The organism is Hylemonella sp. GW821-FHT12C09 (assembly GCF_058807395.1).
The window spans coordinates 69,840-91,965 of record NZ_JBXAQQ010000010.1 but is presented as its reverse complement, the minus strand read 5'-3'; the positions used below and the strand labels follow the sequence as shown (position 1 = coordinate 91,965).

Sequence of the window (22,126 nt, the reverse complement as noted above, 5' to 3'; positions counted from 1 at the left end):
ATGTCATGAACGCACAACTGCTCGAATCCGTGGGCCGCGAAACGGCCAAGGTCATGAACCGCTCCGACCTGACGCGTCGCCTCGTGGCCAGACTCAAACACGAGGAAGCCGTGGTCGGCGGTATCGGCCACACCCATTTCGACCTCTGGGCCGCCGGCCAGCGCCCGCAGAACTTCTACATGCTGGGCACCATGGGCCTGGCCGCACCCATCGCCGTGGGCGTGGCCCTGGCCCAGCCGCAGCGCAAGGTGTTTGCGCTGGAAGGCGACGGCTCCCTGCTGATGCAGCTGGGCACCCTGGGCACCATCGCCAACCTCAAGCTCAAGAACCTCGTCGTCATCGTCTGGGACAATGGCTCCTACCAGATCACCGGCGGCCAGCCCACGCTGACGGCCACCCATGTGGACCTGATCGCGATCGGCAAGGGCTCGGGCCTGGTGCAGAGCGTCTGGGCGCGAGACGAAGCCCACTTCGAAGCCCTGGTCGAGGCGGCGCTCACAAGCGACGGCCCGCTCTTCATCTGCGCGCGCACCGACAACGCGCCGCCAGCCGGCGTGACCGAACGCGACGCGGCCAAGATCCGCAACAAGTTCATGGAAGGCCTGAAGGTCAACACCCGCGGCAACCAGCAGACCTACGCCGGAGCCGCATGATGAAACAGCTGCTGATCGGCGGGCAGTGGGTGGCCGGTGTGTCCAGCCAGGCCCTGCGCGACAAGTACGACGGCCAGGTCTACGGCGAGATGGCCGTGGCCTCGTCCGAGCAGGTGACGGCCGCCGTGGCCGGCGCCGTGGCGGGTCAGCAGCAGTCCACGCTCACGCCCTACCAGCGCTACAAGATCCTGCTGGCCGCAGCGCGCATCGTTGAGAGCCGCATGGAGCCGCTGATCGAGCTCATGCGCCACGAGGCCGGTTTCACCCGCGCCGACGGCGACAACGAGGTGCGCCGCTGTGTGCAGACCCTCGAGCTGTGCGCCGAGGAAGCCAAGCGCCTGAACGGCGAGATGGTGCCCATGCAGGCGGCGGACGGCGTGAAGAACCGCGTGGGTTTCACTCTGCGTTCGCCGCGCGGCGTGGTGTGCGTGATCACGCCCTTCAACTCACCGCTCAACGTGCTCATGCACAAGGTGGGTCCGGCCCTGGCCGGCGGCAACGCCGTGGTGATCAAGCCTTCGGAGTTCACGCCGCTGACCGCGGTGGAGCTCTGCAAGATCCTGATCGAGGCCGGCCTGCCGCCCACGCTGCTGGCCCTGGTGCACGGCGACGGTGCCGTGGTCGGCCCGCAGCTCTGTGCCGACCAGCGCATCGCCTTCTACGCCTTCACCGGCAGCACCCGTGTGGGCCGCGAGATCCAGCGCGCGGCCGGCCTGCGCCGCACGCAGATGGAGCTCGGAAGCATCGCCAGCACCATCGTCTGCCATGACGCCGATATGGACCTGGCCATTCCCAAGATTCTCAACGCGGGTTTCCGCAAGGCGGGCCAGGTCTGCACCTCGGTGCAGCGCCTGTATGTGGACCGCCGCATCGCCGCAGCCTTCGTGCCCAAGTTGGTAGCCGCCGCGCAGAAAATGAAGGCCGGCGACCCGGCCGATGCGGCCACCATCATCGGCCCCATGATCAGCGAACACCATGCGAAGCGTGCACTGTCCTGGGTGGACGAGGCCGTGGCGGCGGGCGCACGCCTGCTGACCGGCGGCCAGCGTGTCGGTAATGTGATTCCCCCCACCATCCTGAGCGGTGTGAATCCGGAAATGAAGGTGGTGTGCGAGGAGATCTTCGCGCCCGTGATGTCGGTGATCGAGTTCGACGGCATTGATGACGCGGTGGCCCAGGCCAATGCCCAGCCCTTCGGCCTCTCGGTGGGCCTGTTCACGGCCGACCTGCACACGGCGTTCATGGCAGCCAAGGCCCTGCGTTTTGGCGGCGTGCACGTGAACGAGGCATCGAGCGCGCGCATCGACGCCATGCCCTTCGGCGGCGTCAAGGATAGCGGCTTCGGCTGGGAAGGACCGGCCTACGCCATCCGCGAGATGACCGAAGAACGCCTGATGACCATCAGCTACTGAAGCTCGATAAGCAAACACCATGATCGTCGACCAACTCGCCGAGTACGCCCAGCGCGAGTCGGCCCGCCCCCTGCCCGCCGAAGTCACGCACCATGCCAAGCGCGCGCTGATCGACTGGTTCTCGGCCCTGTTCCCGGGCATCGCCCTGGCACCGGGCCCGCAGCTCATGCGCACCCACGCGGACGAGCTGGGGCACGGCAAGTCCAGCCTGCCCGGCCAGCGCACCACGGCCTTTGCGGCCACGGCGGCCTGGATCAACGGGAGCATCTCGCACGCGGCCGAGTTCGACGACATCTTCCGCGATGCGGTCTACCACCCGGGCTGCCCGACCATCGGTGCCGCCCTGGCCGTGGCCGAGGAGCGGGGCAGCAGCGGTGCTGACCTGCTCAAGGCCATCACCATCGGCTACGAGATCTCCACCCGCATCGGTGTGGCCGTGCAGCCTTCGCACTACCGCTATTTCCACACCACGGGCACCATCGGCTGTTTCGGCGGCGCGGCGGCCACGGCTGCCCTGGTCGACGGGACCAAGCCGGACGTGATGCGCCATGCGCTGGCGACCGCGGCCACCTTTGCCTCGGGTCTGCAGCAGGCCTTCCGGTCGGACGCCATGACCAAGTGCCTGCACGCGGGCCACGCGGCCTGGGTGGGTGTGACCGCCGGCAAGGGCGCGGCCCAGGGCATCACGGGCGCGCTGGACATCCTCGAAGGCGCCGCAGGTTTCGGCGCCGCGCTGTCGCTCAACCCGAACTGGGCCGAGGCCACGCGGGACCTGGGCACGCGCTACAACATCCAGGTCATCACGCAGAAAAACCATGGCTGCTGCGGCCACACCTTCGCGGCCATCGACGCCATGCTGGACATCCGCCAGCTGCAGACCGTGGACCCGGCGCAGATCGCGTCCATCCGCATCGACACCTACCAGACCGCCCTGGACGTGACCGGCAACTTCGAGCCGCGCACCGCCTTCGAGGCCAAGTTCAGCCTGCCCTATGTGGTCGCCCATGCGTTGCTGTACGGCGCGGTGCGCCTGAACGCCTTCGAGCCGCAGCGCCTGGCCGACACCGGCCTCCGCGCCCTGATGGCCAAGACGACACTCGTGGCCGACCCGCGCTTAAGCGCCGGTTTCCCGGCCCTGCGCGCCGCGCGCATCGTCATCACCCTGACGGATGGCCGCGTGATCGAGCAGTACGCGCCCTGCCGCAAGGGTGACCCGGAAGCGCCGCTGAGCGACGCGGACATCAACGACAAGTTCACCGAGCTGGCCGTGCCCGTCATCGGCGCCGAGGCGGCAGCCCGGCTGCTGGCGCAGCTCTGGCAGATGGAGCGGCTGCAGGTCGCGGACCTGCGCCTCACCAGCCTCTGAGCATGAGCGCCAGCCTCCTGATCTCCCGGCAGATGGCCGTCGAGCACGCGGCGGCCCTGGCGCAGATCCTGGCAGCGGCGCCACGCCGGCTGGAGCTGCTGCACTTCGAGCCGGACGCGGACTACACGGCGCAGCAGATCGCCAGCATCGAGGTGGCCTTTTATTCGCGCGACATCTGGGAAGGCACGCCGGCCAAGCACCGCAGCCCGCAGGGGCAGGCCTTCTGGTCCCTGGTCGACGCGGCACCTGGCCTCAAGTGGTTGCAGCTGGTGTCCGCCGGGCTGGACCATGCGGTCTACCAGCCTTCAAAACAGCGCGGCATCCGCATCAGCACCGCCGCGGGCACCAACGCCGAGCCGGTGGCCCTGAACGCGCTGACCGGCCTCCTGATGCTCGCGCGCGGCTTCCCGCACTGGCTGCGGGCGCAGCAGCAGCGCGAGTGGGCGCCCATCCGGGACCAGGACCTGGCGCCGGACCTGGGCGGGCAGACCGCCGTGATCGTGGGTGTGGGCCACATCGGCACGCGGATTGCCCGCGGGCTGCAGGCCTTGGGGGTGCGCACCATCGGCTTGCGTCGGCAGGCGCAGCCGGCGGAGTTTTTCGACGAGGTGCTGGGCCTGGACGCGCTCGACGGCCTGTTGCCGCGCTGCGACTGGCTGGTGCTGGCCTGCCCGCTCACCGAGCAGACGCGCCGCCTGGTCGACGCGCGCCGCCTGGCCTTGTTGCCGCGGGGTGCGGGCCTGGTGAACATCGCACGTGGGGAGATCGTCGACGAAGCGGCGCTGATCGAGGCGCTCACGCGTGGCCATCTGTTGGGGGCCTACCTGGATGTGTACGCCAGGGAGCCGCTGCCGCCCGAGTCCCCGTTGTGGACGATGCCCCATGTGCTGATGACACCGCACAGCGCCTCCGCCTCTCTGGGAACGCGCCGGCGCGGGGCAGAACTGTTCCTGCGCAATCTGCGCGCCTGGCTGCAGGGCGCGCCGCTGGAAAGCGAAGTCCCGCGCAGCTGAGGGTGGGGGTCCCTCAGCGCTGCAGCAGCTGGACCGTGGGGTCGGTGTAGACCGACGCCAGCGGATAACGCTGGCCGCGCAGGTGGTCTTCCATGCAGCGCACGAGCAAGGGGCTGCGATGGCGCGCGCCGCTGGCGCGGATTTCGTCCGGCGTCAGCCAGAGCGTGCGCACGATGCCTGTGTCCAGCTGGCGGCCCGCCACCACCTCACCCAGCTCGCCGGTGTAGGCAAAACGCAGGTAGGTGATGTCCTCCACGCCGCCGTCGGGCTGCGGGCGCTGGAAACGCGACAGGTAGATGCCCAGCAGATGCGTGGGTTTGAAGCGGTGCGTGGTTTCCTCCAGCGCCTCGCGCGCGCAGCCGTCGGCGGGGGACTCGCCCGGGTCCAGGTGACCCGCCGGGTTGTTGAGTTTCAGGCCTTCAGGGGTCTCTTCCTCGACCAGCAGAAAGCGGCCTTCGCGCTCGATGACGGCGGCCACGGTGACACTCGGTTTCCAGCGCATATTCATGGACATGGATTATGAATCGGCCCCCAAATAGTTATACGGCTTATTCCTGGGCGGAATGGATTTCTCAGTTAAGCTTTCGTGATGTGCGGGCAGCGCCCTGGGGTAGGGCCTGCTTGACCGTCATGACAATCGAGTTCAGGAGATGATTTATGCAAGCTGGCACAGCTCAACCGGCGCAGCGCATCGGCGTGCCGCGGGAGATCTTCCCGGGTGAAAAACGCGTGGCCACGGTGCCTGAGGTGGTGGAGAAGCTCACCAAGCTCGGCTTCACGGTGGCCGTCGAATCCGGCGCCGGTGATGCCGCCAATTTCAGCGACGAGGCCTATCGCGCCGTGGGTGCCGAGATCGTCCAGGGCGCTGCGGCCCTGTGGGCGGGCGCTGACATCGTGTTCAAGGTGCGTCCCCCGAGCCAGGACGAAGTGGCGCTCATGCGTGAGGGCGGTGCCCTGGTCGGCTTCGTCTGGCCGGCCCAGAACCCTGAGCTGATGCAGCAACTGGCGGCCAAGAAGGCCACGGTGCTGGCCATCGACGCGCTGCCGCGCACGCTCTCCCGCGCCCAGAAGATGGACGCCCTGACCTCCATGGCCGGCGTCAGCGGCTACCGCGCCGTCATCGAGGCGGCCAACGCCTTCGGCCGTTTCTTCAACGGCCAGATCACGGCCGCCGGCAAGGTGCCGCCGGCCAAGGTCTTCATCGCCGGTGCTGGCGTGGCGGGTCTCGCGGCCATCGGTACCGCGGCCAGCCTGGGCGCCATCGTGCGCGCCAATGACACCCGCGCCGAGGTGGCCGACCAGGTCGTCTCCCTGGGCGGCGAGTTCGTCAAGGTCGACTACGAGGAAGAGGGCTCGGGCGGCGGCGGTTACGCCAAGGTCATGAGCGAAGGTTTCCAGGCCGCGCAGCGCGAGATGTACGCCAAGCAGGCCCGCGAGGTGGACATCATCATCACCACCGCCCTGATCCCGGGCAAACCCGCGCCCAAGCTCATCACCGCCGAGATGGTGAAGTCCATGAAGCCGGGCAGCGTGATCGTGGACATGGCCGCCGAGCAGGGCGGCAACTGCGAGCTGACCGAGCCGGGCCAGGCCGTGGTGAAACACGGCGTGACCATCGTCGGCTACACGGACCTGGCCTCGCGCCTGGCCAAGCAGTCCTCGACCCTGTACGCCACCAACCTGTTCCGCGTTGCCGAGGAGCTGTGCAAGGCCAAGGACGGTGTCGCCAACGTCAACATGGAAGACGATGCCATCCGCGGCCTGACGGTCGTCAAGGACGGCAACGTCACCTGGCCGGCCCCGCCCCTGAAGCCCGCGGCCGCACCCGCGCCGAAGGCGGCCGCCGCGCCGGTGGCCGAGAAGAAGGGTGGCCACGGCCATGGCAGCAGCGCCCCGCTGCCGGCCAAGACGCTGGCGATCATCTTTGCCGTGGCTGCGCTGGCCTTCTGGTTCATCGGCGCCTATGCGCCGGCGGCCTTCCTGGGCCACTTCACGGTCTTCGTGCTGGCCTGTTTCATCGGCTACATGGTGGTCTGGAACGTGACCCCGGCCCTGCACACGCCGCTGATGAGCGTGACCAACGCCATCTCCAGCATCATCGCCATCGGTGCGCTGGTGCAGATCCTGCCGCCGGAAGCCGGTACGGGCGGACGCCCGGACGCGCTGATCCGCTGGCTGGCTTTTGCCGGCATCATCCTGACGGCCGTCAACATGTTCGGCGGCTTCTCCGTGACCCGCCGCATGCTCGCCATGTTCCGTAAATAAAAAAGAGAAGAAAGACAACCATGTCCCAAAGTCTCGCTACGGTGGCCTATCTGGGCGCCGCCATTCTTTTCATCCTGAGCCTGGGTGGCTTGTCCAACCCTGAGACCTCGCGCCGCGGCAACCTGTTCGGCATGGTCGGCATGGCCTTGGCCGTGCTGGCCACGGTGTTCGGCCCGCGGGTCAGCCCGGCCGGCATCCCCTGGATCATCGCTGCGCTGGTGGTCGGCGGCAGCATTGGTCTGTACGCCGCCAAGGTGGTGAAGATGACGCAGATGCCCGAGCTGGTGGCGCTGATGCACAGCCTGGTCGGCCTGGCGGCCTGCCTGGTCGGTTTTGCCAGCTACGTCGACACCTCGATCCAGTACCAGGGCGTCGAAAAGGTCATCCACGAGGTGGAGATCTACATCGGCATCCTGATCGGCGCGGTGACCTTCTCCGGCTCGCTGATCGCCTTCGGCAAGCTCAACGGCAAGATCGGCGGCAAGCCGCTGCTGCTGCCCGCACGCCACTGGCTCAATCTGGTCGGCCTGCTGGTCGTGATCTGGTTCGGACGCGAATTCATCCACGCGCCCACTGCGGCCGAGGGCATGACGCCGCTGATCGTGATGACGGTCATTGCCCTGCTGTTCGGCGTGCACATGGTGATGGCCATCGGCGGCGCCGACATGCCGGTGGTGGTGTCCATGCTCAACAGCTACTCGGGCTGGGCCGCCGCGGCCACCGGCTTCATGCTGTCCAACGACCTGCTGATCGTGACCGGCGCGCTGGTGGGTTCCTCCGGCGCCATCCTGTCCTACATCATGTGCAACGCGATGAACCGCAACTTCATCAGCGTCATCGCCGGCGGCTTCGGCTCCGGTGCGGGCACCCCGGCCAAGTCGGGCGCCGCCGCCGAGCCGCAAGGTGAAGTCGTGCCAGTGACCGCGGCCGACACCGCCGAGCTGCTGCGCGACGCCAAGAGCGTGATCATTGTTCCGGGTTACGGCATGGCGGTGGCCCAGGCCCAGCACACGGTGAACGAGATCACCAAGACCCTGCGTGACAAGGGTGTCAAGGTGCGCTTCGGCATCCACCCGGTGGCGGGCCGCATGCCGGGCCACATGAACGTGCTGCTGGCCGAGGCCAAGGTGCCCTACGACATCGTGATGGAGATGGACGAGATCAACGAGGACTTCCCGGACACCGACGTGGCCATGGTCATCGGTGCCAACGACATCGTGAACCCGGCCGCCCAGGACGACCCGACCAGCCCCATCGCCGGCATGCCGGTGCTGGAGGTCTGGAAGGCCAAGACCTCCATCGTCATGAAGCGCTCCATGGCCTCGGGTTATGCCGGCGTGGATAACCCGCTGTTCTACAAAGAGAACAACCGCATGCTGTTCGGCGATGCCAAGAAGATGCTCGACGAGGTCCTGGGCGCGCTCAAGGCCTGACGAGGCATAATTTCCTGCCCGTCCAAAAAAGCACGACCGTGCCGGGTGATACCCGGCACGGTTTTTTTTTCGCCGCAACGCCACAAAATTATCAGGAGATCCGACCATGACCGACCGCATCTGGCTCAAGAGCTACCCCGAAGGGGTGCCGGCCGATCTGCCGCCCTCGCCCTACGCTTCGCTGGTGGCCCTGATGGAAGAAAGCTTCCGCCAGTACGCCGACCGTCCGGCCTACAGCTTCATGGGCAAGGAGATGAGCTTCGGCGAGACCGACCGCCTCAGCCGTGCTTTCGCTGCCTACCTGCAGGGCCTGGGCCTGGGCCAGGGCGACCGCGTGGCCATCATGATGCCCAACGTGCCGCAGTACCCGGTGGTGGTGGCCGCCATCCTGCGCGCCGGTTACGTGGTGGTCAACGTCAACCCGCTGTACACGGCGCGCGAGCTGGAGCACCAGCTCAAGGATTCGGGCTCCAAGGCCATCGTCATCATCGAGAACTTCGCCCACACGCTGGAGAAGTGCATCGCCGCCACGCCGGTCAAGCACGTGGTGCTGTGCGCCATGGGCGACCGCCTGGGCCTGCTCAAGGGCACCCTGGTCAACTTCGTGGTGCGCAAGGTCAAGAAGCTGGTGCCCCCCTTCAACCTGCCGGGCGCCGTGCGTTTCAACGACGCCATTGCCAAGGGTGAGCGCGGCACGCTGCGCCAGCCCGCGATCAAACCCGACGATGTGGCCGTGCTGCAGTACACCGGCGGCACCACCGGCGTCTCCAAGGGCGCGGTGCTGCTGCATCGCAACGTCATTGCCAACGTGCTGCAGTCCGAGCTCTGGAACAGCCCGGCCATGAAAAAGGTGCCGGCCGGCCAGCAGTCCACGGGCATCTGCGCCCTGCCGCTGTACCACATCTTCGCCTTTACCGTGGGCATGATGCTGTCCATGCGCACCGGTGCCAAGCTGGTGTTGATCCCCAATCCGCGCGACCTGCCGGCGGTGCTCAAGGAGCTGTCCAAGCACACCTTCCACACCTTCCCGGCAGTCAACACCCTGTTCAATGGGCTGGCCAACCACCCCGACTTCAACAAGGTGGACTGGAGCAACCTCAAGGTCTCGGTCGGCGGCGGCATGGCCGTGCAGGGCGCGGTGGCGCAGAAGTGGTTCGAGAAGACCGGCTGCCCGATCTGCGAAGGCTACGGCCTGTCGGAGACCAGCCCCTCGGCCAGCTGCAACCCGGTGACGGCGACCGAATACACCGGCACCATCGGTGTGCCGATCCCCGGCACCTGGATGAAGATCATCGACGACGATGGCCGCGACGTGGCCCAGGGCCAGCCCGGCGAGATCGCCATCAAGGGCCCGCAGGTCATGGCAGGCTACTGGCAGCGCCCGGACGAGACCGCCAAGGTCATGACGCCCGACGGCTGGTTCAAGAGCGGTGACGTGGGCATCATGGACGAGCGCGGTTTCTTCCGCATCGTCGACCGCAAGAAGGACATGATCCTGGTCAGCGGTTTCAACGTCTACCCCAACGAGATCGAGGACGTGGTGGCCAAGCTTGCCGGTGTGCTGGAATGCGCCTGCGTCGGTGTGGCCGACGAGAAGACCAGCGAAGCCGTCAAGCTCGTGATCGTCAAGAAGGACCCGACCCTGACCGAAGAGCAGGTGCGCGCCTACTGCAAGGAAAACCTGACCGGCTACAAGCAACCCAAGGTGATCGAGTTCCGCACCGATCTGCCCAAGACGCCCGTGGGCAAGATCCTGCGCCGCGAACTCAGGGACGCCAAGTAAAGCCCAGCTGCGCATGACCACGGCCATCCTCAGTGCGCTGGCCGAGGAGCAGCAGGGGCTGATCGATCTGCTGCACGAACCCCGGCGCGTCGCACGCGCCGGGCGCGAGTTCTGGCTGGGCGAGCTGCATGGCACCCCCGTCGTGCTGGCGCTCTCCCGCATCGGCAAGGTGGCCGCGGCGACCACGACCACCACCCTGATCGAGGCCTTTGGCGCGCAGCGCCTGGTGTTCACCGGCGTGGCCGGCGGCATCGGCCCCGGCGTCCAGGTGGGTGACGTGGTGGTGGCCCGCGAGTTCGTGCAGCACGACATGGACGCCTCGCCCCTGTTCCCGCGTTACCAGATCCCCCTCTACGATCGCGAGCGTTTCGCCTGCGACATCACCCTGGGCGACGCGCTGCTGGCGGCAAGCCGTGCCGGTCTCCAAAGCCTGGCCTTGCCAGCCACGGTGCACCACGGCCTGATCGCCAGCGGCGACCGTTTCGTCTCGGCCGCCGGTGAGGCGAGGGCCCTGCACGCCGCACTCAGCGCGGCCGGCCACCCGCCCCTGGCCGTGGAAATGGAAGGCGCCGCCGTGGCCCAGGTCTGCCACGACTACGGCATCCCCTACGCCGCCGTGCGCACCATCTCCGACCGCGCCGACGACACGGCCCACGTGGACTTCCCCCAGTTCGTCACCGAAGTCGCCAGCCGCTACGCCCTGGCCATCATCGACGAGTTCATCCGCGAACTGAAATAACGCTGGCTGGACGGGCTCGATGCGGGAACGCCGTGGAACCGGCTTTGCCGGGCCGCTGGCGTTGTCCCCCTCAGGGGGAGAGGGCCGCTACACGCAGTGAGCGGTCAACAGGGGGAGGCTACTTCAACCAGCCGCGACGCCGGAAGTACCACATGGGCACCAGCGCACTGGCCACCATGAGCGCCAGCGCATAGGGGTAGCCCCAGGTCTGCGACAGCTCGGGCATGTACTGGAAGTTCATGCCGTAGAGACTGGCGATCAGCGTGGGCGGCAGCAGGGCGACGCTGGCCACCGAGAAGATCTTGATGATCTTGTTCTGGTTGATGTTGATGAAACCGACGGTGGCGTCCATCAGGAAGTTGATCTTGTCGAACAGGAAGGCGGTGTGCGAATCCAGCGAGTCGATGTCGCGCAGGATCTGGCGCGCCTCCTCGAACTGTTCGGAATTGAGCATCTTGCTGCGCATCATGAAGCTGACCGCGCGGCGCGTATCCATGACGTTGCGGCGGATGCGGCCATTCAGGTCTTCCTGGCGGGCGATGGCGCCCAGCACCTCGCCGGCCAGGGCGTCGGTCACGTCGCCCGAGAGCACCAGTTTGCCGGCTTTTTCCAGTTCGTCGTAGATGCCCTCCAGCGTGTCAGCCGAGTATTCGGCGTCGGCATCGAAGAGCTTGAGCAGCACTTCCTTGGCGTCCTCGATCAGGCCCGGGGCGCGGCGCGCGCGCATGCGCAGCAGGCGGAACACCGGTACGTCCTCGTCGTGGATGGAGAACAGCACGCCGCGGCTGCGCAGCCCGGTGTTGTGCTGGTTCAGGATGAAGGCCACGCGCACGGTGCGCGGTTCGGCGTCGTCGGCGATCAGGAAGTCGCTGCGGATGTGCAGTTCGCCGTTGTCTTCCTCATAGAAGCGGGCGGATTCCTCGATGTCCTCGTCCATCGCGTCTTCCGGGATGGACAGGCCATAGTACTGCTTGACCCAGCGCTTCTCTTCGAGCGTGGGCGATTCGAGGTCGACCCAGATGGGTTGGAACCTGGAAAGCTCTTCCAGCGACTCGATCTCTTCCTGGAAGAGCCGGCCGTTGGCGAGCGTGAAGATGTTGAGCATGGCTCACTCCCTCTTGGTTGGGGCATCGGGCGGGTAGGGGTGGGGCGTGGCTTCCAACCCCCGATGCCGGGAGTCGAAAGCTACCGACTAGGGCAGGTTTCCAAGGAGCGATCTCCAGAGTGACGACAGGCGCAATTATGGCACCGTGCCGGCTTGAGGAAGCGGGGGATTGCGCAGGGCTGCAGGGCCGTGGCCAAGGCTCGCGAAGGGTGCGAGAAGCTGCTGCAATCCAGACATTCTGCACCGGTGTCTGCGGGCTGGCAAGCCCCTGCGCGACGGGCGGGATTCAAGGGGCGAAGTCCGCAAAAAACTTGTGCGGCATCAAGGAAAAGGGATTGCATTTCGAGCGGCCCGGGCGCATAGTGAATTGGCCTGCAGCAGCGAAGTCCGAAGTCGTCGTCGGGCTTCGCAGGTGCGGGCGGACGTTCCAATACGAGAGCAACAGGAGGCTACTCATGAACCTGACGATCAGCGGTCATCACCTCGAAGTCACCCCAGCCCTGCGCAGTTATGTCACGACCAAGCTTGATCGAATCACCCGGCACTTTGACCAGGTTGTCGATGTCAAGGTGCTACTCACCGTTGAAAAACAGAAGGAAAAGGAACGACGGCAACGCGCCGAATGCAATATCCACGTCAAGGGCAACGACCTGTTTGCGGAAAGCTCCCATGAGGACCTGTACGCTGCCGTGGATGAGCTGGTCGACAAGCTCGACCGCCAGGTGGTGCGGCACAAGGACCGCCTCCAGGACCATCATCACGACGCTGCCAAGCGCCTGATGCAATAGCCGGACGGCCGCAGGGACCGGGCTGCGTGCCCGTCCTGCCCCAAGCAGCCGCGGAGACCCCGCGGCTTTTTTGTTCCCGCGCCATCCCCGGGCCGCCCGGGGGCGACCCGCGCCAGCGCAGAGGGCGTGGGAGGCGTTTTGTGTGCATAATCTGCCCACTCGAACATCATGAATCGTCTAGCGTCCATCCTGCCGACCGCACAAGTGCTTGTGCATGTCGATGCCACGAGCAAAAAACGCGCTTTCGAGGAAGTGGGTCTGCTGTTCGAGAACCTGCATGGCCTCAATCGCGCCCTGGTGACCGACAGCCTGTTTGCGCGCGAGCGCCTGGGCTCCACCGGCCTGGGCCACGGCGTGGCCATCCCGCATGGCCGCATCAAGGGCCTGAAGGCGCCGATGGCCGCCGTGCTGCAGCTGGCCCAGCCCATCGGCTTCGACGCACCGGACGAGTTGCCGGTCAGCCTGTTGATCTTCCTGCTGGTGCCCGAGGCGGCCACGCAGAAGCATCTGGAAATCCTGTCCGAGATTGCCGAGCTGCTGAGCGACACCGCGCTGCGCGCCAAGCTCAACAGCAGCGCCTCCGCCATCGAACTGCACGCGCTGATCGCCAGCTGGCGCTCGGCCCAGCCGGCCTGAGCCTGGCCGCTCGCCTGACATGAGACCCACCGTCGTCAGTGCCGAGGTCCTGTTCGAGGAGTTCCGCGGCAAGCTCAAGTGGGAGTGGGTCGCCGGCCTGGGGGCTTCCGAGCGCCGCTTCGACGAGGTGGCCGTGCGTGCCGCCAACTCCGGCGCCGACCTGGTCGGTCATCTGAACTACATCCATCCCTATCGTCTGCAGGTGCTGGGCGAGCGCGAGGTGGCCTACCTGACCAATGCCACGCCGGAAGACTGCGAGCGCCGGATCTCGCGCATCACGACACTGGAGCCGCCGGTGCTGGTGCTGGCCGACAACCAGAAGGTGCCGCCGGCGTTGCTGGCGATGTGCGAGGGTGCCAATATCCCGATGTTCTCGTCGCCCGAGTCCTCGGCCTATGTCATCGACGTGCTGCGCAGCTACCTGTCGCGTCACTTCGCGGACCGGGCCTCCATGCACGGCGTGCTGATGGACATCCTGGGCCTGGGCGTGCTGATCACCGGCGAGTCGGGCCTGGGCAAGAGCGAGCTGGGGCTGGAACTGATCTCGCGCGGCCACGGCCTGGTGGCCGACGACGCGGTGGACCTCTACCGCGTGAACCAGGACACCATCGAGGGCCGTTGCCCCGAACTGCTGCGCAACCTGCTGGAAGTCCGCGGCATCGGTCTGCTCGACATCCGGGCGATCTTTGGCGAGACCGCCGTGCGCCGCAAGATGCGTCTCAAGCTCATCGTGCACCTGGTGCGCCGCGAGACGCTGGAGCGCGACTACGAGCGCATTCCCTATGAGCCGCTCACGCAGGATGTGCTGGGCATCCCGGTGCGCAAGGCGGTGATCCAAGTGGTGGCCGGTCGCAACCTAGCCGTGCTGGTGGAGGCCGCGGTGCGCAACACCATCCTGCAGCTGCGCGGCATCGACACCTACCAGGAATTCGTGGAGCGCCACCGCAAGGCGATGGGCGAGAGCTGAGGCCGACGCCCCGGTTCAGTGGCCGCCGCCGGGCCGTCCCAAGGCGACGACGGTCCCCTCGGGGGGCACGGCTACGCGCAGTGAGCAAGCGCGGGGGGCGCTATTTCGTGCGGTTCGGGCATTTTTCCTTGGTGCAGTGGGCATAAAGGCTGAGCGCGTGCTCGGCCAGCTCGAAGCCGCGTGTCTTGGCCACGGCGTTCTGCCGGCTCTCGATCTCGGCATCGAAAAATTCCTCGACCTTGCCGCAGTCCAGGCAGACCAGGTGGTCATGGTGCTGGCCTTCGTTGAGTTCGAAGACGGCCTTGCCGCCTTCGAAGTTGCTGCGCGTCAGGATGCCGGCCTGCTCGAACTGGGTCAGCACGCGGTAGACGGTGGCCAGGCCCACGTCGGAACGATCCTCCAGCAGCACACGGAACACGTCCTCTGCGCTCATGTGGCGCTGGGCGCCCTTCTGGAAGATTTCCAGCACCTTCAGGCGGGGCAGCGTGGCTTTCAGGCCGGTGCTCTTGAGTTCGTCGATGGTGTTCATGGGCGTATTTCCAGAGGGGACAGGGCCGGGCGGCAGCAGGTCCAGCCGCTACAATGGGCCGATCATATCGCTAGCGCCAGTTTCATGTTCATTTTCCATCGTGCCCTTGGCCGTCTGGGGCTGGCCCTGCTCCTGGGCGCCACCCTCTCGGCCTGCAGTTTTCTGCAGCCCTACCGTGTCCCGGTGGTGCAGGGCAATGTCGTCACGCGCGAGCAGGTGGGGGCCTTGCGTCCGGGCATGAGTCGCATCCAGGTGCGCGACATCCTCGGTACGCCGTTGCTGGCCAGTGTTTTTCACGCGAACCGCTGGGACTACGTCTTTACCTTGAATCGCCAGGGCGCCGAGCCGCAGGCGCGCCGTGTCACCGTCTATTTCCAGGGCGAGACGCTCGAGCGCTTCGAGGCCGATGCCCTGCCCAGCGAGACCGAGTTCGTCTCCACCCTGGGCCGCCGTGAGCCGCCCAAGGTGCCGGTGCTCGAAGCCACGCCCGAAAAGCTGCAGGAATTCCCGGCCCCGGTCCCGGCGCCCGAAGCCAAGCCCCTGCCGCCCCTGCCTGCCAGCTACCCGCCGCTGGAGCCCACCCGCTGAGATGGACCCCACCATGAACCTCCACACGCCCCATCCGATCGCCATCGCCGGCGCTTCCGGCCGCATGGGCCGCATGCTGATCGAAGCCGTGCACGCGGCCGAGGACTGCCGGCTCGCCGGTGCCCTGGACGTGGCAGCCAGCCCCGCTATTGGCAGCGATGCCACCGCCTTCCTGGGTCACGCCAGCGGCGTACACATCACGGCCGACCTGAAGACCGGCCTGCAGAACGCCCGCACCCTGATCGACTTCACGCGCCCCGAAGGTACGATGGCCCACCTCAAGGTCTGCCGCGAGCTGGGTGTGGCCATGGTGATCGGCACCACCGGTTTCACCGACGCGCAGAAGGCCGAGATCGCTGCTGCCGCCAAGGACATCGCCATCATGCTGTCGCCCAACATGAGCGTGGGCGTGAACGTCACGCTCAAGCTGCTGGAGATGGCAGCCAAGGCCCTGTCCACGGGTTATGACATCGAGATCATCGAGGCACACCACCGCCACAAGGTCGACGCCCCCTCGGGCACGGCGATCAAGATGGGCGAGGTGATCGCCGGCGCGCTGGGTCGCGACCTCAAGGACTGTGCCGTCTACGAGCGCTACGGCCATACGGGCGAGCGCGATCCGTCCAGCATCGGGTTCGCCACCGTCCGCGGCGGCGACATCGTGGGCGACCACACCGTACTCTTCGCCGGCATCGGCGAGCGCATCGAGATCACGCACAAATCCGCCAGCCGCGTGACCTACGCCCAGGGCAGCCTGCGCGCCGTCCGTTACCTGGCCGGGCGCCAGGGCGGCCTGTACGACATGTTCGACGTGCTCGGGCTCAAGTGAACTGAAGCTGTCAGCCATGCAAGACAAATACCAACACCTCGAGGTCGAGAAGGCCGCCCATAGCCACTGGGTGGCACGTGACGCCTACCGCGTGACGGAAGACGCCGGCAAGAAGAAGTTCTACGCCTGCTCCATGCTGCCCTACCCCAGCGGCAAGCTGCACATGGGCCATGTGCGCAACTACACCATCAACGACATGCTCACGCGCTACCTGCGCATGAACGGCTACAACGTCCTGATGCCCATGGGTTGGGACGCCTTCGGCTTGCCGGCCGAGAACGCGGCGCTCAAGAACGGCGTGCCGCCGGCCAAGTGGACCTACGAGAACATCGCCACCATGAAGGGCCAGATGCAGGCCATGGGCCTGGCCATCGACTGGAGCCGAGAGGTCGCCACCTGCGACCCCACGTACTACAAGTGGAACCAGTGGCTGTTCCTCAAGATGCTGGAGAAGGGCATCGCCTACCGCAAGACCCAGGTCGTGAACTGGGACCCGGTAGACCAGACCGTGCTGGCCAACGAACAGGTCATCGACGGCCGCGGCTGGCGCACCGGTGCCCTGGTCGAGAAGCGCGAGATCCCGGGTTATTACCTCAAGATCACCGACTACGCGCAGGAGCTGCTGGACCACGTGCAGATCGGCAACGACAAGGCCACGCTCAACGGCTGGCCTGAGCGCGTGCGCCTGATGCAGGAGAACTGGATCGGCCGCAGCGAAGGCGTGCGCTTCGCTTTCACCCATGACATCAAGGGTGGTGACGGCCAGCTGATCGGCGATGGCCGCATGTACGTCTTCACCACGCGCGCCGACACCATCATGGGCGTGACCTTCTGCGCCGTGGCGCCCGAGCACCCACTGGCCCAGCATGCGGCGAAATCGAATCCCAAGCTGGCAGCCTTCATCGAGGACTGCAAGAAGGGCGGCACCACCGAGGCCGAGCTGGCGCTGCGGGACAAGGAAGGTATGCCGACCGGCCTGTTTGTGAAGCACCCGCTGATCGACGAGCAGGTCGAGGTCTGGGTCGGCAACTACGTGCTCATGAGCTACGGCGACGGCGCCGTCATGGGCGTGCCGGCGCACGACGAGCGTGACTTCGCCTTTGCGCTGAAGTATCAGCTGCCGATCCGTCAGGTGGTGCACGTCGACGGCGAGCACTACGACTACAAGCAGTGGCATGAGTGGTACGCCGACAAGGCCAGGGGCGTGACCATCAACTCCGACACCTTCAGCGGCCTGGGCTACCAGGAAGCGGTGAACGCCGTGGCCCACGCCCTGCAGGTGCGCGGCCTGGGCGAGAAGAAGACCACCTGGCGTCTGCGCGACTGGGGCGTCAGCCGCCAGCGCTACTGGGGCACGCCGATTCCCATCATCCATTGCGAAGAGCATGGCGCGGTGCCGGTGCCCGAGAAGGACCTGCCCGTGGTGCTGCCGCAGGACTGCATCCCCGACGGGTCCGGCAACCCGCTGCACAAGCATGCAGGCTTCCATGCCGGTGTGGTCTGCCCGGTCTGCGGCAAGCCCGCGCGGCGCGAGACCGACACCATGGACACCTTCGTGGATTCGTCCTGGTACTACATGCGTTACTGCGACCCGACCAACCCGGACCAGATGGTGGCCGAGGGTGCGCAGTACTGGATGCCGATGGACCAGTACATCGGCGGCATCGAACACGCCATCCTGCATCTGCTGTATGCGCGCTTCTGGACCAAGGTCATGCGCGACCTCGGGCTGGTCAAGATCAACGAGCCCTTCACCAAGCTGCTGACGCAAGGCATGGTGCTCAACCACATCTACTCGCGCCGCACCGACAAGGGTGGCAAGGAGTACTACTGGCCGCATGACGTGGAGCATGTGCTCGATGCCGGCGGCAAGATCACGGGCGCCAGGCTGAACAAGGCGGTGGGTGGCCTGCCTGCGGGCACGGCCATCGACTACGAGGGCGTGGGCACCATGTCCAAGTCCAAGAACAACGGCGTCGACCCGCAGGACCTGATCGAGAAATACGGTGCCGACACCGCGCGCCTGTACACCATGTTCACCGCGCCGCCCGAAGCCACGCTGGAGTGGAACGATGCCGCGGTGGAAGGCAGTTATCGCTTCCTGCGCCGGGTCTGGAACTTCGGCGTCAAGCTGAGCGGCCTGGACCACGCCACTGCGCTGGCCAGTGTGGCCGGTGTGAAGGACCTCAGGGAGGTGAGCTTCGGCAAGGAAGCCCAGGCCCTGCGCCTGGAAATCCACAGCGTGCTCAGGCAGGTCGATTACGACTACCAGCGCATGCAGTACAACACCGTGGTCTCCGGCGCCATGAAGCTGCTCAATGCACTGGAGGACTTCAAGGCGACCGGCACGCCCGGCGCCGAAGTCGCGCTGATCGAAGGTTTCGGCATCCTGCTGCGCTGCATCTACCCGGCCACCCCGCACATCACGCACGTGCTGTGGAGCGAGCTGGGCTACGCAGGCGTGCTGGGCGAATTGCTCGACGCACCCTGGCCCCAGGTGGACGAGTCCGCCTTGCAGCAGGACGAGATCGAGCTCATGCTGCAGATCAACGGCAAGCTGCGCGGCGCCATCCTGGTGCCGGCCGGAGCCTCCAAGGAAGCCATCGAGGCCATCGCCGTGGCCAGCGAGCCGGTACAGACCCAGGCCCAGGGCGGGGCGATCAAGCGCGTCATCGTGGTGCCGGGCCGCCTGGTCAACGTGGTGGTGTGATGACTAGGCGCCTGGCAGCCTGGCTTTCTTGCACGCTGCTGCTGGCACTGGCCGGCTGCGGTTTCGGGCTGCGCCAGCCAGTCAGCTTTGCCTTCTCTTCTCTCTACAGCGGCGTGGCGCCGAATTCGCCACTGGGCGTGGAGCTCAAGCGCCAGCTGCAGTCCAGCGGGCAGCTGGAGTTCATCTCCGATGCCTCTCGCCAGCAGGAGGCGCAGGCCGTGCTCGATATCCTCACCGAGCAGCGCATCAAGACCGTGGTCGGTGTCAGCGCCACGGGCCAGGTGCGCGAGTTCCAGCTGCGCCTCATCCTCAAGTTCCGCCTGCGCACGCCGCAGGGCAAGGAACTCATTCCCGAGACCGAGCTGGTGCAGCAACGCGCGCTCAGCTACGACGAAGTCTTTGCCTTGGCCAAGGAGGCCGAGGAGGTGCTCCTTTACCGCAACATGCAAAGCGACATGGTGCAGCAGATCCTGCGCCGCCTTGCGGCGGTGAAAGAACTCTAGGCCTCAGCGCCGGCATCACGACCGCCGCCCAGCACCATGCAAGTCGCCGCCGTCCAGATCTCCGCCCAGCTGCAGCGCGGGCTCAAGAGCCTGTACACCGTGCACGGCGACGAGCCGCTGCTGCAGCAGGAAGCGGCCGACGCCATCCGCGCCGTGGCGCGCACCCAGGGCTACACCGAGCGCACGGTGCACACCGTGGCCGGGGCGCATTTCGACTGGAGCGAGGTGCTGGCTGCCGGCGGTTCGCTGAGTCTCTTCGCCGACAAGCAGATCGTCGAGATCCGCATCCCTTCGGGCAAGCCCGGCAAGGACGGCAGTGTCGCCCTGCAGCAGCTGGCCGAAGCGGCCCAGGGCAACGACAGCACGCTCACGCTGGTGCTGCTGCCGCGCCTGGACAAGGCCACCAAGACCGGGGCCTGGTTCGGCGCGCTGGAGAGCTTTGGCGTGACGGTGCAGGTCGAGCCCATCGAGCGCCGGGCCCTGCCGCAATGGATCGCGCAGCGCCTGGGCGCCCAGGGCCAGCGCGTGACCGGTGGCGAGGAGGGGCAGCGCACCCTGCAGTTCTTTGCCGACCGGGTCGAAGGCAATCTGCTGGCCGCCCACCAGGAAATCCAGAAGCTCGCCCTGCTTTATCCCGAGGGCGAGTTGAGCTTCGAGCAGGTCGAAGGCGCGGTGCTCAACGTGGCGCGGTATGACGTCTTCAAGCTGTCCGAAGCCGTGCTGGCCGGCCAGGCGGCGCGCGTGCAGCGCATGCTCGATGGCCTGAAGGCCGAGGGCGAGGCCGAGGTGCTGGTGCACTACGCCCTGAGCGAGGACATCCGCGCCCTCAAGCGTGTCAAGGATGCCATCGCCGCCGGTCGTCCCCTGCCCATGGCGCTGCGCGAGCAGCGCATCTGGGGCCTGAAGGAGCGCCTGTACGAGCGCGTACTGCCCCTGCTGACGGCCGCCGACCTGTCCCATCTGCTGCAGGCAGCGCATCAGGTCGACGGCATCGTCAAAGGGCTCAAGGTGCCCGGTTGGCCGACGGATGGTTGGCAGGCCCTGCAGCGCCTGGCCCTGCAGCTGTGCGGGCACTGTGCCACCGTTCCCGCAGGGACGGGGTCCAGAGCCCGCGCCGTGCGCGGCGTGGATTTTGCGGGATGAGCCGCAAGGCGCAAAACCCAAGGCAAGCCTGGACGGCTTGCCTGGTTTTGCAACGCAGCGTCACGCATCCGCTTGGCGGATGCGTTCGCAGTGCGCCCCATGGGCCGGCACGGCCGACCGGCCGTGCTTGGCCCGCAAAACCACGCCCCGTCGGGTTCGAACCAAAACGGGCCCTTTGCCCACCAAACCCCTTGCGTGTGCTGCAGCACACGCTGCGAGGTGTTGGCGGTCAAATCATCCCGTTTTGGACTCGAACCGCGTATGGCGGGGGCTCTGGACCCCGTCCCACCGCGGGCGTGAGAAAATGAAGCCATGAACGCGCCCGACGCCACTGCCCGCATCACCGAGACCACCCGCATCCTGGGCCGGCAGGCGCGCGCCGCCGCGGCCCTGATGGCCAAGGCCGGTACCGCGCAGAAGAACGCCGCCCTGCGACGCCTGGCCGAATTGCTGCGTGCCAGCACCGCTGCGCTGGCGCAGGACAATGAGAAAGACCTGGTGCGTGCCCAGGCGGCCGGCCTCGCAGCCCCGATGGTGGACCGTCTGCGCCTGACGCCGAAGGTCATCGAGACCGTGGCGCTGGGCTGCGAGCAACTGGCTGCGATGGGCGACATCATCGGCGAGATCATCGGCATGAAGCAGCAGCCCAGCGGCATCCGCGTGGGCCAGATGCGCGTGCCCATCGGCGTGTTCGGCATGATCTTCGAGAGCCGGCCCAACGTGACCATCGAGGCGGCCAGCCTGTCCATCAAGAGCGGCAACGCCTGCATCCTGCGCGGCGGCTCCGAGGCCATCGAATCGAACAAGGCGCTGGCCCGGCTGGTACAGCAGGCGCTGACCGAATCCGGCCTGCCGGCCGAGGCTGTGCAGCTGGTGCAGACCACGGACCGTGAGGTGGTGGGCCAGCTCATCACCCTGCCAGAGTACGTGGACGTGATCATCCCGCGCGGTGGCAAGTCGCTGATCGAGCGCATCAGCCGCGAGGCCAAAGTGCCCGTCATCAAGCACCTGGACGGTAACTGCCACACCTATGTCGACGATCCCTGCGACATCGACATGGCCGTCAAGGTGGCCGACAACGCCAAGACCAACAAGTACAGCCCTTGCAACGCGACCGAGAGCCTGCTGGTGGCGCGCGGCGTAGCCGCGGACTTCCTGCCGCGCATCGGTGCCGTGTTTGCAGCCAAGGGCGTGGAGATGCGCTGCGACCCCGAGGCTTGGGCCATCCTTGAAGGCATACCTGCCGCCAACCTCAAGGTGGCGAGCGAGCAGGACTGGTACGAGGAGTACCTGGCGCCCATCGTGGCCGTCAAGGTGGTGGCCGGGCTGGACGAGGCGATTGCCCACATCAACAAGTACGGCAGCCACCACACGGACGCCATCCTCACGCGCGATCACATGCATGCGCAGGCCTTCCTGCGCGAAGTGGACTCGGGTAGCGTGATGGTCAATGCCAGCACGCGTTTTGCCGATGGCTTCGAATACGGCCTGGGCGCCGAGATCGGCATCAGCACCGACAAGTTCCACGCCCGTGGCCCGGTCGGCCTTGAAGGCCTGACCTCCTTGAAATACGTCGTTTTGGGCCAAGGTGAAGTAAGAAATTAGCAACAACCCAGCGCTTGTTCGAGGATGCGCGGCGCCGGCCTGGCCGGACCGCTGCATCG

The 22,126-nt window shown here is 66.7% G+C and carries 20 protein-coding genes; 17 read left to right on the top strand and 3 right to left on the bottom strand.

Annotated elements, in window-relative coordinates:
- Positions 1-5: 5 nt before the first annotated feature.
- Genes AC1RRP_RS15925 through AC1RRP_RS15910 form a run of 4 tightly spaced genes read left to right on the top strand, consistent with a single transcriptional unit; the run spans position 6 to position 4,444 of the window.
- Entirely contained in the window at positions 6-653 is a 648-nt protein-coding gene (locus AC1RRP_RS15925; RefSeq protein ID WP_493037874.1) for a thiamine pyrophosphate-dependent enzyme, read from the top strand.
- Positions 653-2,065, top strand: coding sequence for an aldehyde dehydrogenase family protein (locus tag AC1RRP_RS15920; RefSeq protein ID WP_493037993.1), 1,413 nt, complete (start codon positions 653-655; stop codon positions 2,063-2,065). The genes AC1RRP_RS15925 and AC1RRP_RS15920 overlap by 1 nt, the downstream gene beginning before the upstream one ends.
- Positions 2,066-2,084: 19 nt before the next feature.
- Complete coding sequence (locus AC1RRP_RS15915; RefSeq protein WP_493037872.1) at positions 2,085-3,431, top strand: MmgE/PrpD family protein; 1,347 nt, start codon at positions 2,085-2,087, stop codon at positions 3,429-3,431.
- Positions 3,432-3,433: 2 nt separating this feature from the next.
- Positions 3,434-4,444 (top strand): D-2-hydroxyacid dehydrogenase, encoded by a 1,011-nt coding sequence (locus tag AC1RRP_RS15910; RefSeq protein WP_493037870.1) that lies wholly within the window; start codon positions 3,434-3,436, stop codon positions 4,442-4,444.
- A 13-nt stretch (positions 4,445-4,457) separates the two neighbouring features.
- Here the strand turns inward: AC1RRP_RS15910 and AC1RRP_RS15905 are convergent, their stop codons facing one another.
- Positions 4,458-4,952, bottom strand: a complete 495-nt coding sequence (locus tag AC1RRP_RS15905) for an NUDIX hydrolase (RefSeq protein WP_493037868.1) — start codon at positions 4,950-4,952, stop codon at positions 4,458-4,460.
- 149 nt (positions 4,953-5,101) lie between these two features.
- On the opposite strand from AC1RRP_RS15905, the gene AC1RRP_RS15900 reads away from it, so the two are divergent.
- The 4 genes from AC1RRP_RS15900 to AC1RRP_RS15885 all read left to right on the top strand — a co-directional run bounded on the left by AC1RRP_RS15900 (position 5,102) and on the right by AC1RRP_RS15885 (position 10,664).
- Positions 5,102-6,709, top strand: coding sequence for a Re/Si-specific NAD(P)(+) transhydrogenase subunit alpha (locus tag AC1RRP_RS15900; protein WP_493037866.1), 1,608 nt, complete (start codon positions 5,102-5,104; stop codon positions 6,707-6,709).
- A gap of 20 nt (positions 6,710-6,729) precedes the next feature.
- The gene (gene pntB, locus AC1RRP_RS15895; RefSeq protein ID WP_493037864.1) at positions 6,730-8,142 is read left to right on the top strand and encodes a Re/Si-specific NAD(P)(+) transhydrogenase subunit beta; all 1,413 of its coding nucleotides are present in this window, start codon (positions 6,730-6,732) and stop codon (positions 8,140-8,142) included.
- A 106-nt stretch (positions 8,143-8,248) separates the two neighbouring features.
- The gene (locus AC1RRP_RS15890; protein WP_493037862.1) at positions 8,249-9,925 is read left to right on the top strand and encodes a long-chain-fatty-acid--CoA ligase; all 1,677 of its coding nucleotides are present in this window, start codon (positions 8,249-8,251) and stop codon (positions 9,923-9,925) included.
- A gap of 13 nt (positions 9,926-9,938) precedes the next feature.
- Positions 9,939-10,664, top strand: coding sequence for a 5'-methylthioadenosine/adenosylhomocysteine nucleosidase (locus AC1RRP_RS15885; protein WP_493037860.1), 726 nt, complete (start codon positions 9,939-9,941; stop codon positions 10,662-10,664).
- A 118-nt stretch (positions 10,665-10,782) separates the two neighbouring features.
- On the opposite strand, the gene corA is transcribed toward AC1RRP_RS15885, so the two are convergent.
- Positions 10,783-11,769 carry a magnesium/cobalt transporter CorA gene (gene corA / locus AC1RRP_RS15880; protein WP_493037858.1) on the bottom strand — a complete coding sequence of 329 codons (987 nt, stop codon included), beginning with the start codon at positions 11,767-11,769 and terminating at the stop codon, positions 10,783-10,785.
- A 455-nt stretch (positions 11,770-12,224) separates the two neighbouring features.
- On the opposite strand from corA, the gene hpf reads away from it, so the two are divergent.
- The 3 genes from hpf to hprK all read left to right on the top strand — a co-directional run bounded on the left by hpf (position 12,225) and on the right by hprK (position 14,160).
- Positions 12,225-12,557 (top strand): ribosome hibernation-promoting factor, HPF/YfiA family, encoded by a 333-nt coding sequence (gene hpf, locus AC1RRP_RS15875; RefSeq protein ID WP_057674484.1) that lies wholly within the window; start codon positions 12,225-12,227, stop codon positions 12,555-12,557.
- A gap of 168 nt (positions 12,558-12,725) precedes the next feature.
- Positions 12,726-13,193 carry a PTS sugar transporter subunit IIA gene (locus AC1RRP_RS15870; protein WP_493037856.1) on the top strand — a complete coding sequence of 156 codons (468 nt, stop codon included), beginning with the start codon at positions 12,726-12,728 and terminating at the stop codon, positions 13,191-13,193.
- Between the two features lie 19 nt (positions 13,194-13,212).
- Positions 13,213-14,160, top strand: a complete 948-nt coding sequence (gene hprK, locus AC1RRP_RS15865; protein ID WP_493037854.1) for an HPr(Ser) kinase/phosphatase — start codon at positions 13,213-13,215, stop codon at positions 14,158-14,160.
- Between the two features lie 100 nt (positions 14,161-14,260).
- Here hprK and fur read toward each other — a convergent pair whose 3' ends face one another.
- Positions 14,261-14,689 carry a ferric iron uptake transcriptional regulator gene (fur, locus tag AC1RRP_RS15860; RefSeq protein WP_493037853.1) on the bottom strand — a complete coding sequence of 143 codons (429 nt, stop codon included), beginning with the start codon at positions 14,687-14,689 and terminating at the stop codon, positions 14,261-14,263.
- Between the two features lie 84 nt (positions 14,690-14,773).
- On the opposite strand from fur, the gene AC1RRP_RS15855 reads away from it, so the two are divergent.
- The 6 genes from AC1RRP_RS15855 (at position 14,774) to AC1RRP_RS15830 (ending at position 22,067) form a co-directional block, all read left to right on the top strand.
- The gene (locus AC1RRP_RS15855; protein ID WP_493037851.1) at positions 14,774-15,277 is read left to right on the top strand and encodes an outer membrane protein assembly factor BamE; all 504 of its coding nucleotides are present in this window, start codon (positions 14,774-14,776) and stop codon (positions 15,275-15,277) included.
- A gap of 13 nt (positions 15,278-15,290) precedes the next feature.
- Complete coding sequence (gene dapB, locus AC1RRP_RS15850) at positions 15,291-16,106, top strand: 4-hydroxy-tetrahydrodipicolinate reductase (RefSeq protein ID WP_493037849.1); 816 nt, start codon at positions 15,291-15,293, stop codon at positions 16,104-16,106.
- A 16-nt stretch (positions 16,107-16,122) separates the two neighbouring features.
- Positions 16,123-18,816 carry a leucine--tRNA ligase gene (leuS, locus tag AC1RRP_RS15845; protein ID WP_493037847.1) on the top strand — a complete coding sequence of 898 codons (2,694 nt, stop codon included), beginning with the start codon at positions 16,123-16,125 and terminating at the stop codon, positions 18,814-18,816.
- Positions 18,816-19,319: an LPS-assembly lipoprotein LptE gene (locus AC1RRP_RS15840; RefSeq protein WP_493037845.1), complete on the top strand. Its 504-nt coding sequence runs from the start codon at positions 18,816-18,818 to the stop codon at positions 19,317-19,319. Before leuS ends, AC1RRP_RS15840 begins: the two co-directional genes overlap by 1 nt.
- Before the next feature lie 36 nt (positions 19,320-19,355).
- Complete coding sequence (gene holA, locus AC1RRP_RS15835) at positions 19,356-20,462, top strand: DNA polymerase III subunit delta (protein ID WP_493037843.1); 1,107 nt, start codon at positions 19,356-19,358, stop codon at positions 20,460-20,462.
- Between the two features lie 312 nt (positions 20,463-20,774).
- Positions 20,775-22,067, top strand: coding sequence for a glutamate-5-semialdehyde dehydrogenase (locus AC1RRP_RS15830; protein ID WP_493037841.1), 1,293 nt, complete (start codon positions 20,775-20,777; stop codon positions 22,065-22,067).
- The last annotated feature ends 59 nt before the right edge of the window (positions 22,068-22,126 follow it).

What these genes read in the sequence shown, in the direction of transcription:
- AC1RRP_RS15925 (WP_493037874.1), top strand. Translation starts at nt 6, where the DNA reads ATGAACGCACAACTGCTCGAATCCGTGGGCCGCGAAACGGCCAAGGTC.
- AC1RRP_RS15920 (WP_493037993.1), top strand. Translation starts at nt 653, where the DNA reads ATGAAACAGCTGCTGATCGGCGGGCAGTGGGTGGCCGGTGTGTCCAGC.
- AC1RRP_RS15915 (WP_493037872.1), top strand. Translation starts at nt 2,085, where the DNA reads ATGATCGTCGACCAACTCGCCGAGTACGCCCAGCGCGAGTCGGCCCGC.
- AC1RRP_RS15910 (WP_493037870.1), top strand. Translation starts at nt 3,434, where the DNA reads ATGAGCGCCAGCCTCCTGATCTCCCGGCAGATGGCCGTCGAGCACGCG.
- AC1RRP_RS15905 (WP_493037868.1), bottom strand. Translation starts at nt 4,952, where the DNA reads ATGAATATGCGCTGGAAACCGAGTGTCACCGTGGCCGCCGTCATCGAG.
- AC1RRP_RS15900 (WP_493037866.1), top strand. Translation starts at nt 5,102, where the DNA reads ATGCAAGCTGGCACAGCTCAACCGGCGCAGCGCATCGGCGTGCCGCGG.
- pntB (WP_493037864.1), top strand. Translation starts at nt 6,730, where the DNA reads ATGTCCCAAAGTCTCGCTACGGTGGCCTATCTGGGCGCCGCCATTCTT.
- AC1RRP_RS15890 (WP_493037862.1), top strand. Translation starts at nt 8,249, where the DNA reads ATGACCGACCGCATCTGGCTCAAGAGCTACCCCGAAGGGGTGCCGGCC.
- AC1RRP_RS15885 (WP_493037860.1), top strand. Translation starts at nt 9,939, where the DNA reads ATGACCACGGCCATCCTCAGTGCGCTGGCCGAGGAGCAGCAGGGGCTG.
- corA (WP_493037858.1), bottom strand. Translation starts at nt 11,769, where the DNA reads ATGCTCAACATCTTCACGCTCGCCAACGGCCGGCTCTTCCAGGAAGAG.
- hpf (WP_057674484.1), top strand. Translation starts at nt 12,225, where the DNA reads ATGAACCTGACGATCAGCGGTCATCACCTCGAAGTCACCCCAGCCCTG.
- AC1RRP_RS15870 (WP_493037856.1), top strand. Translation starts at nt 12,726, where the DNA reads ATGAATCGTCTAGCGTCCATCCTGCCGACCGCACAAGTGCTTGTGCAT.
- hprK (WP_493037854.1), top strand. Translation starts at nt 13,213, where the DNA reads ATGAGACCCACCGTCGTCAGTGCCGAGGTCCTGTTCGAGGAGTTCCGC.
- fur (WP_493037853.1), bottom strand. Translation starts at nt 14,689, where the DNA reads ATGAACACCATCGACGAACTCAAGAGCACCGGCCTGAAAGCCACGCTG.
- AC1RRP_RS15855 (WP_493037851.1), top strand. Translation starts at nt 14,774, where the DNA reads ATGTTCATTTTCCATCGTGCCCTTGGCCGTCTGGGGCTGGCCCTGCTC.
- dapB (WP_493037849.1), top strand. Translation starts at nt 15,291, where the DNA reads ATGAACCTCCACACGCCCCATCCGATCGCCATCGCCGGCGCTTCCGGC.
- leuS (WP_493037847.1), top strand. Translation starts at nt 16,123, where the DNA reads ATGCAAGACAAATACCAACACCTCGAGGTCGAGAAGGCCGCCCATAGC.
- AC1RRP_RS15840 (WP_493037845.1), top strand. Translation starts at nt 18,816, where the DNA reads ATGACTAGGCGCCTGGCAGCCTGGCTTTCTTGCACGCTGCTGCTGGCA.
- holA (WP_493037843.1), top strand. Translation starts at nt 19,356, where the DNA reads ATGCAAGTCGCCGCCGTCCAGATCTCCGCCCAGCTGCAGCGCGGGCTC.
- AC1RRP_RS15830 (WP_493037841.1), top strand. Translation starts at nt 20,775, where the DNA reads ATGAACGCGCCCGACGCCACTGCCCGCATCACCGAGACCACCCGCATC.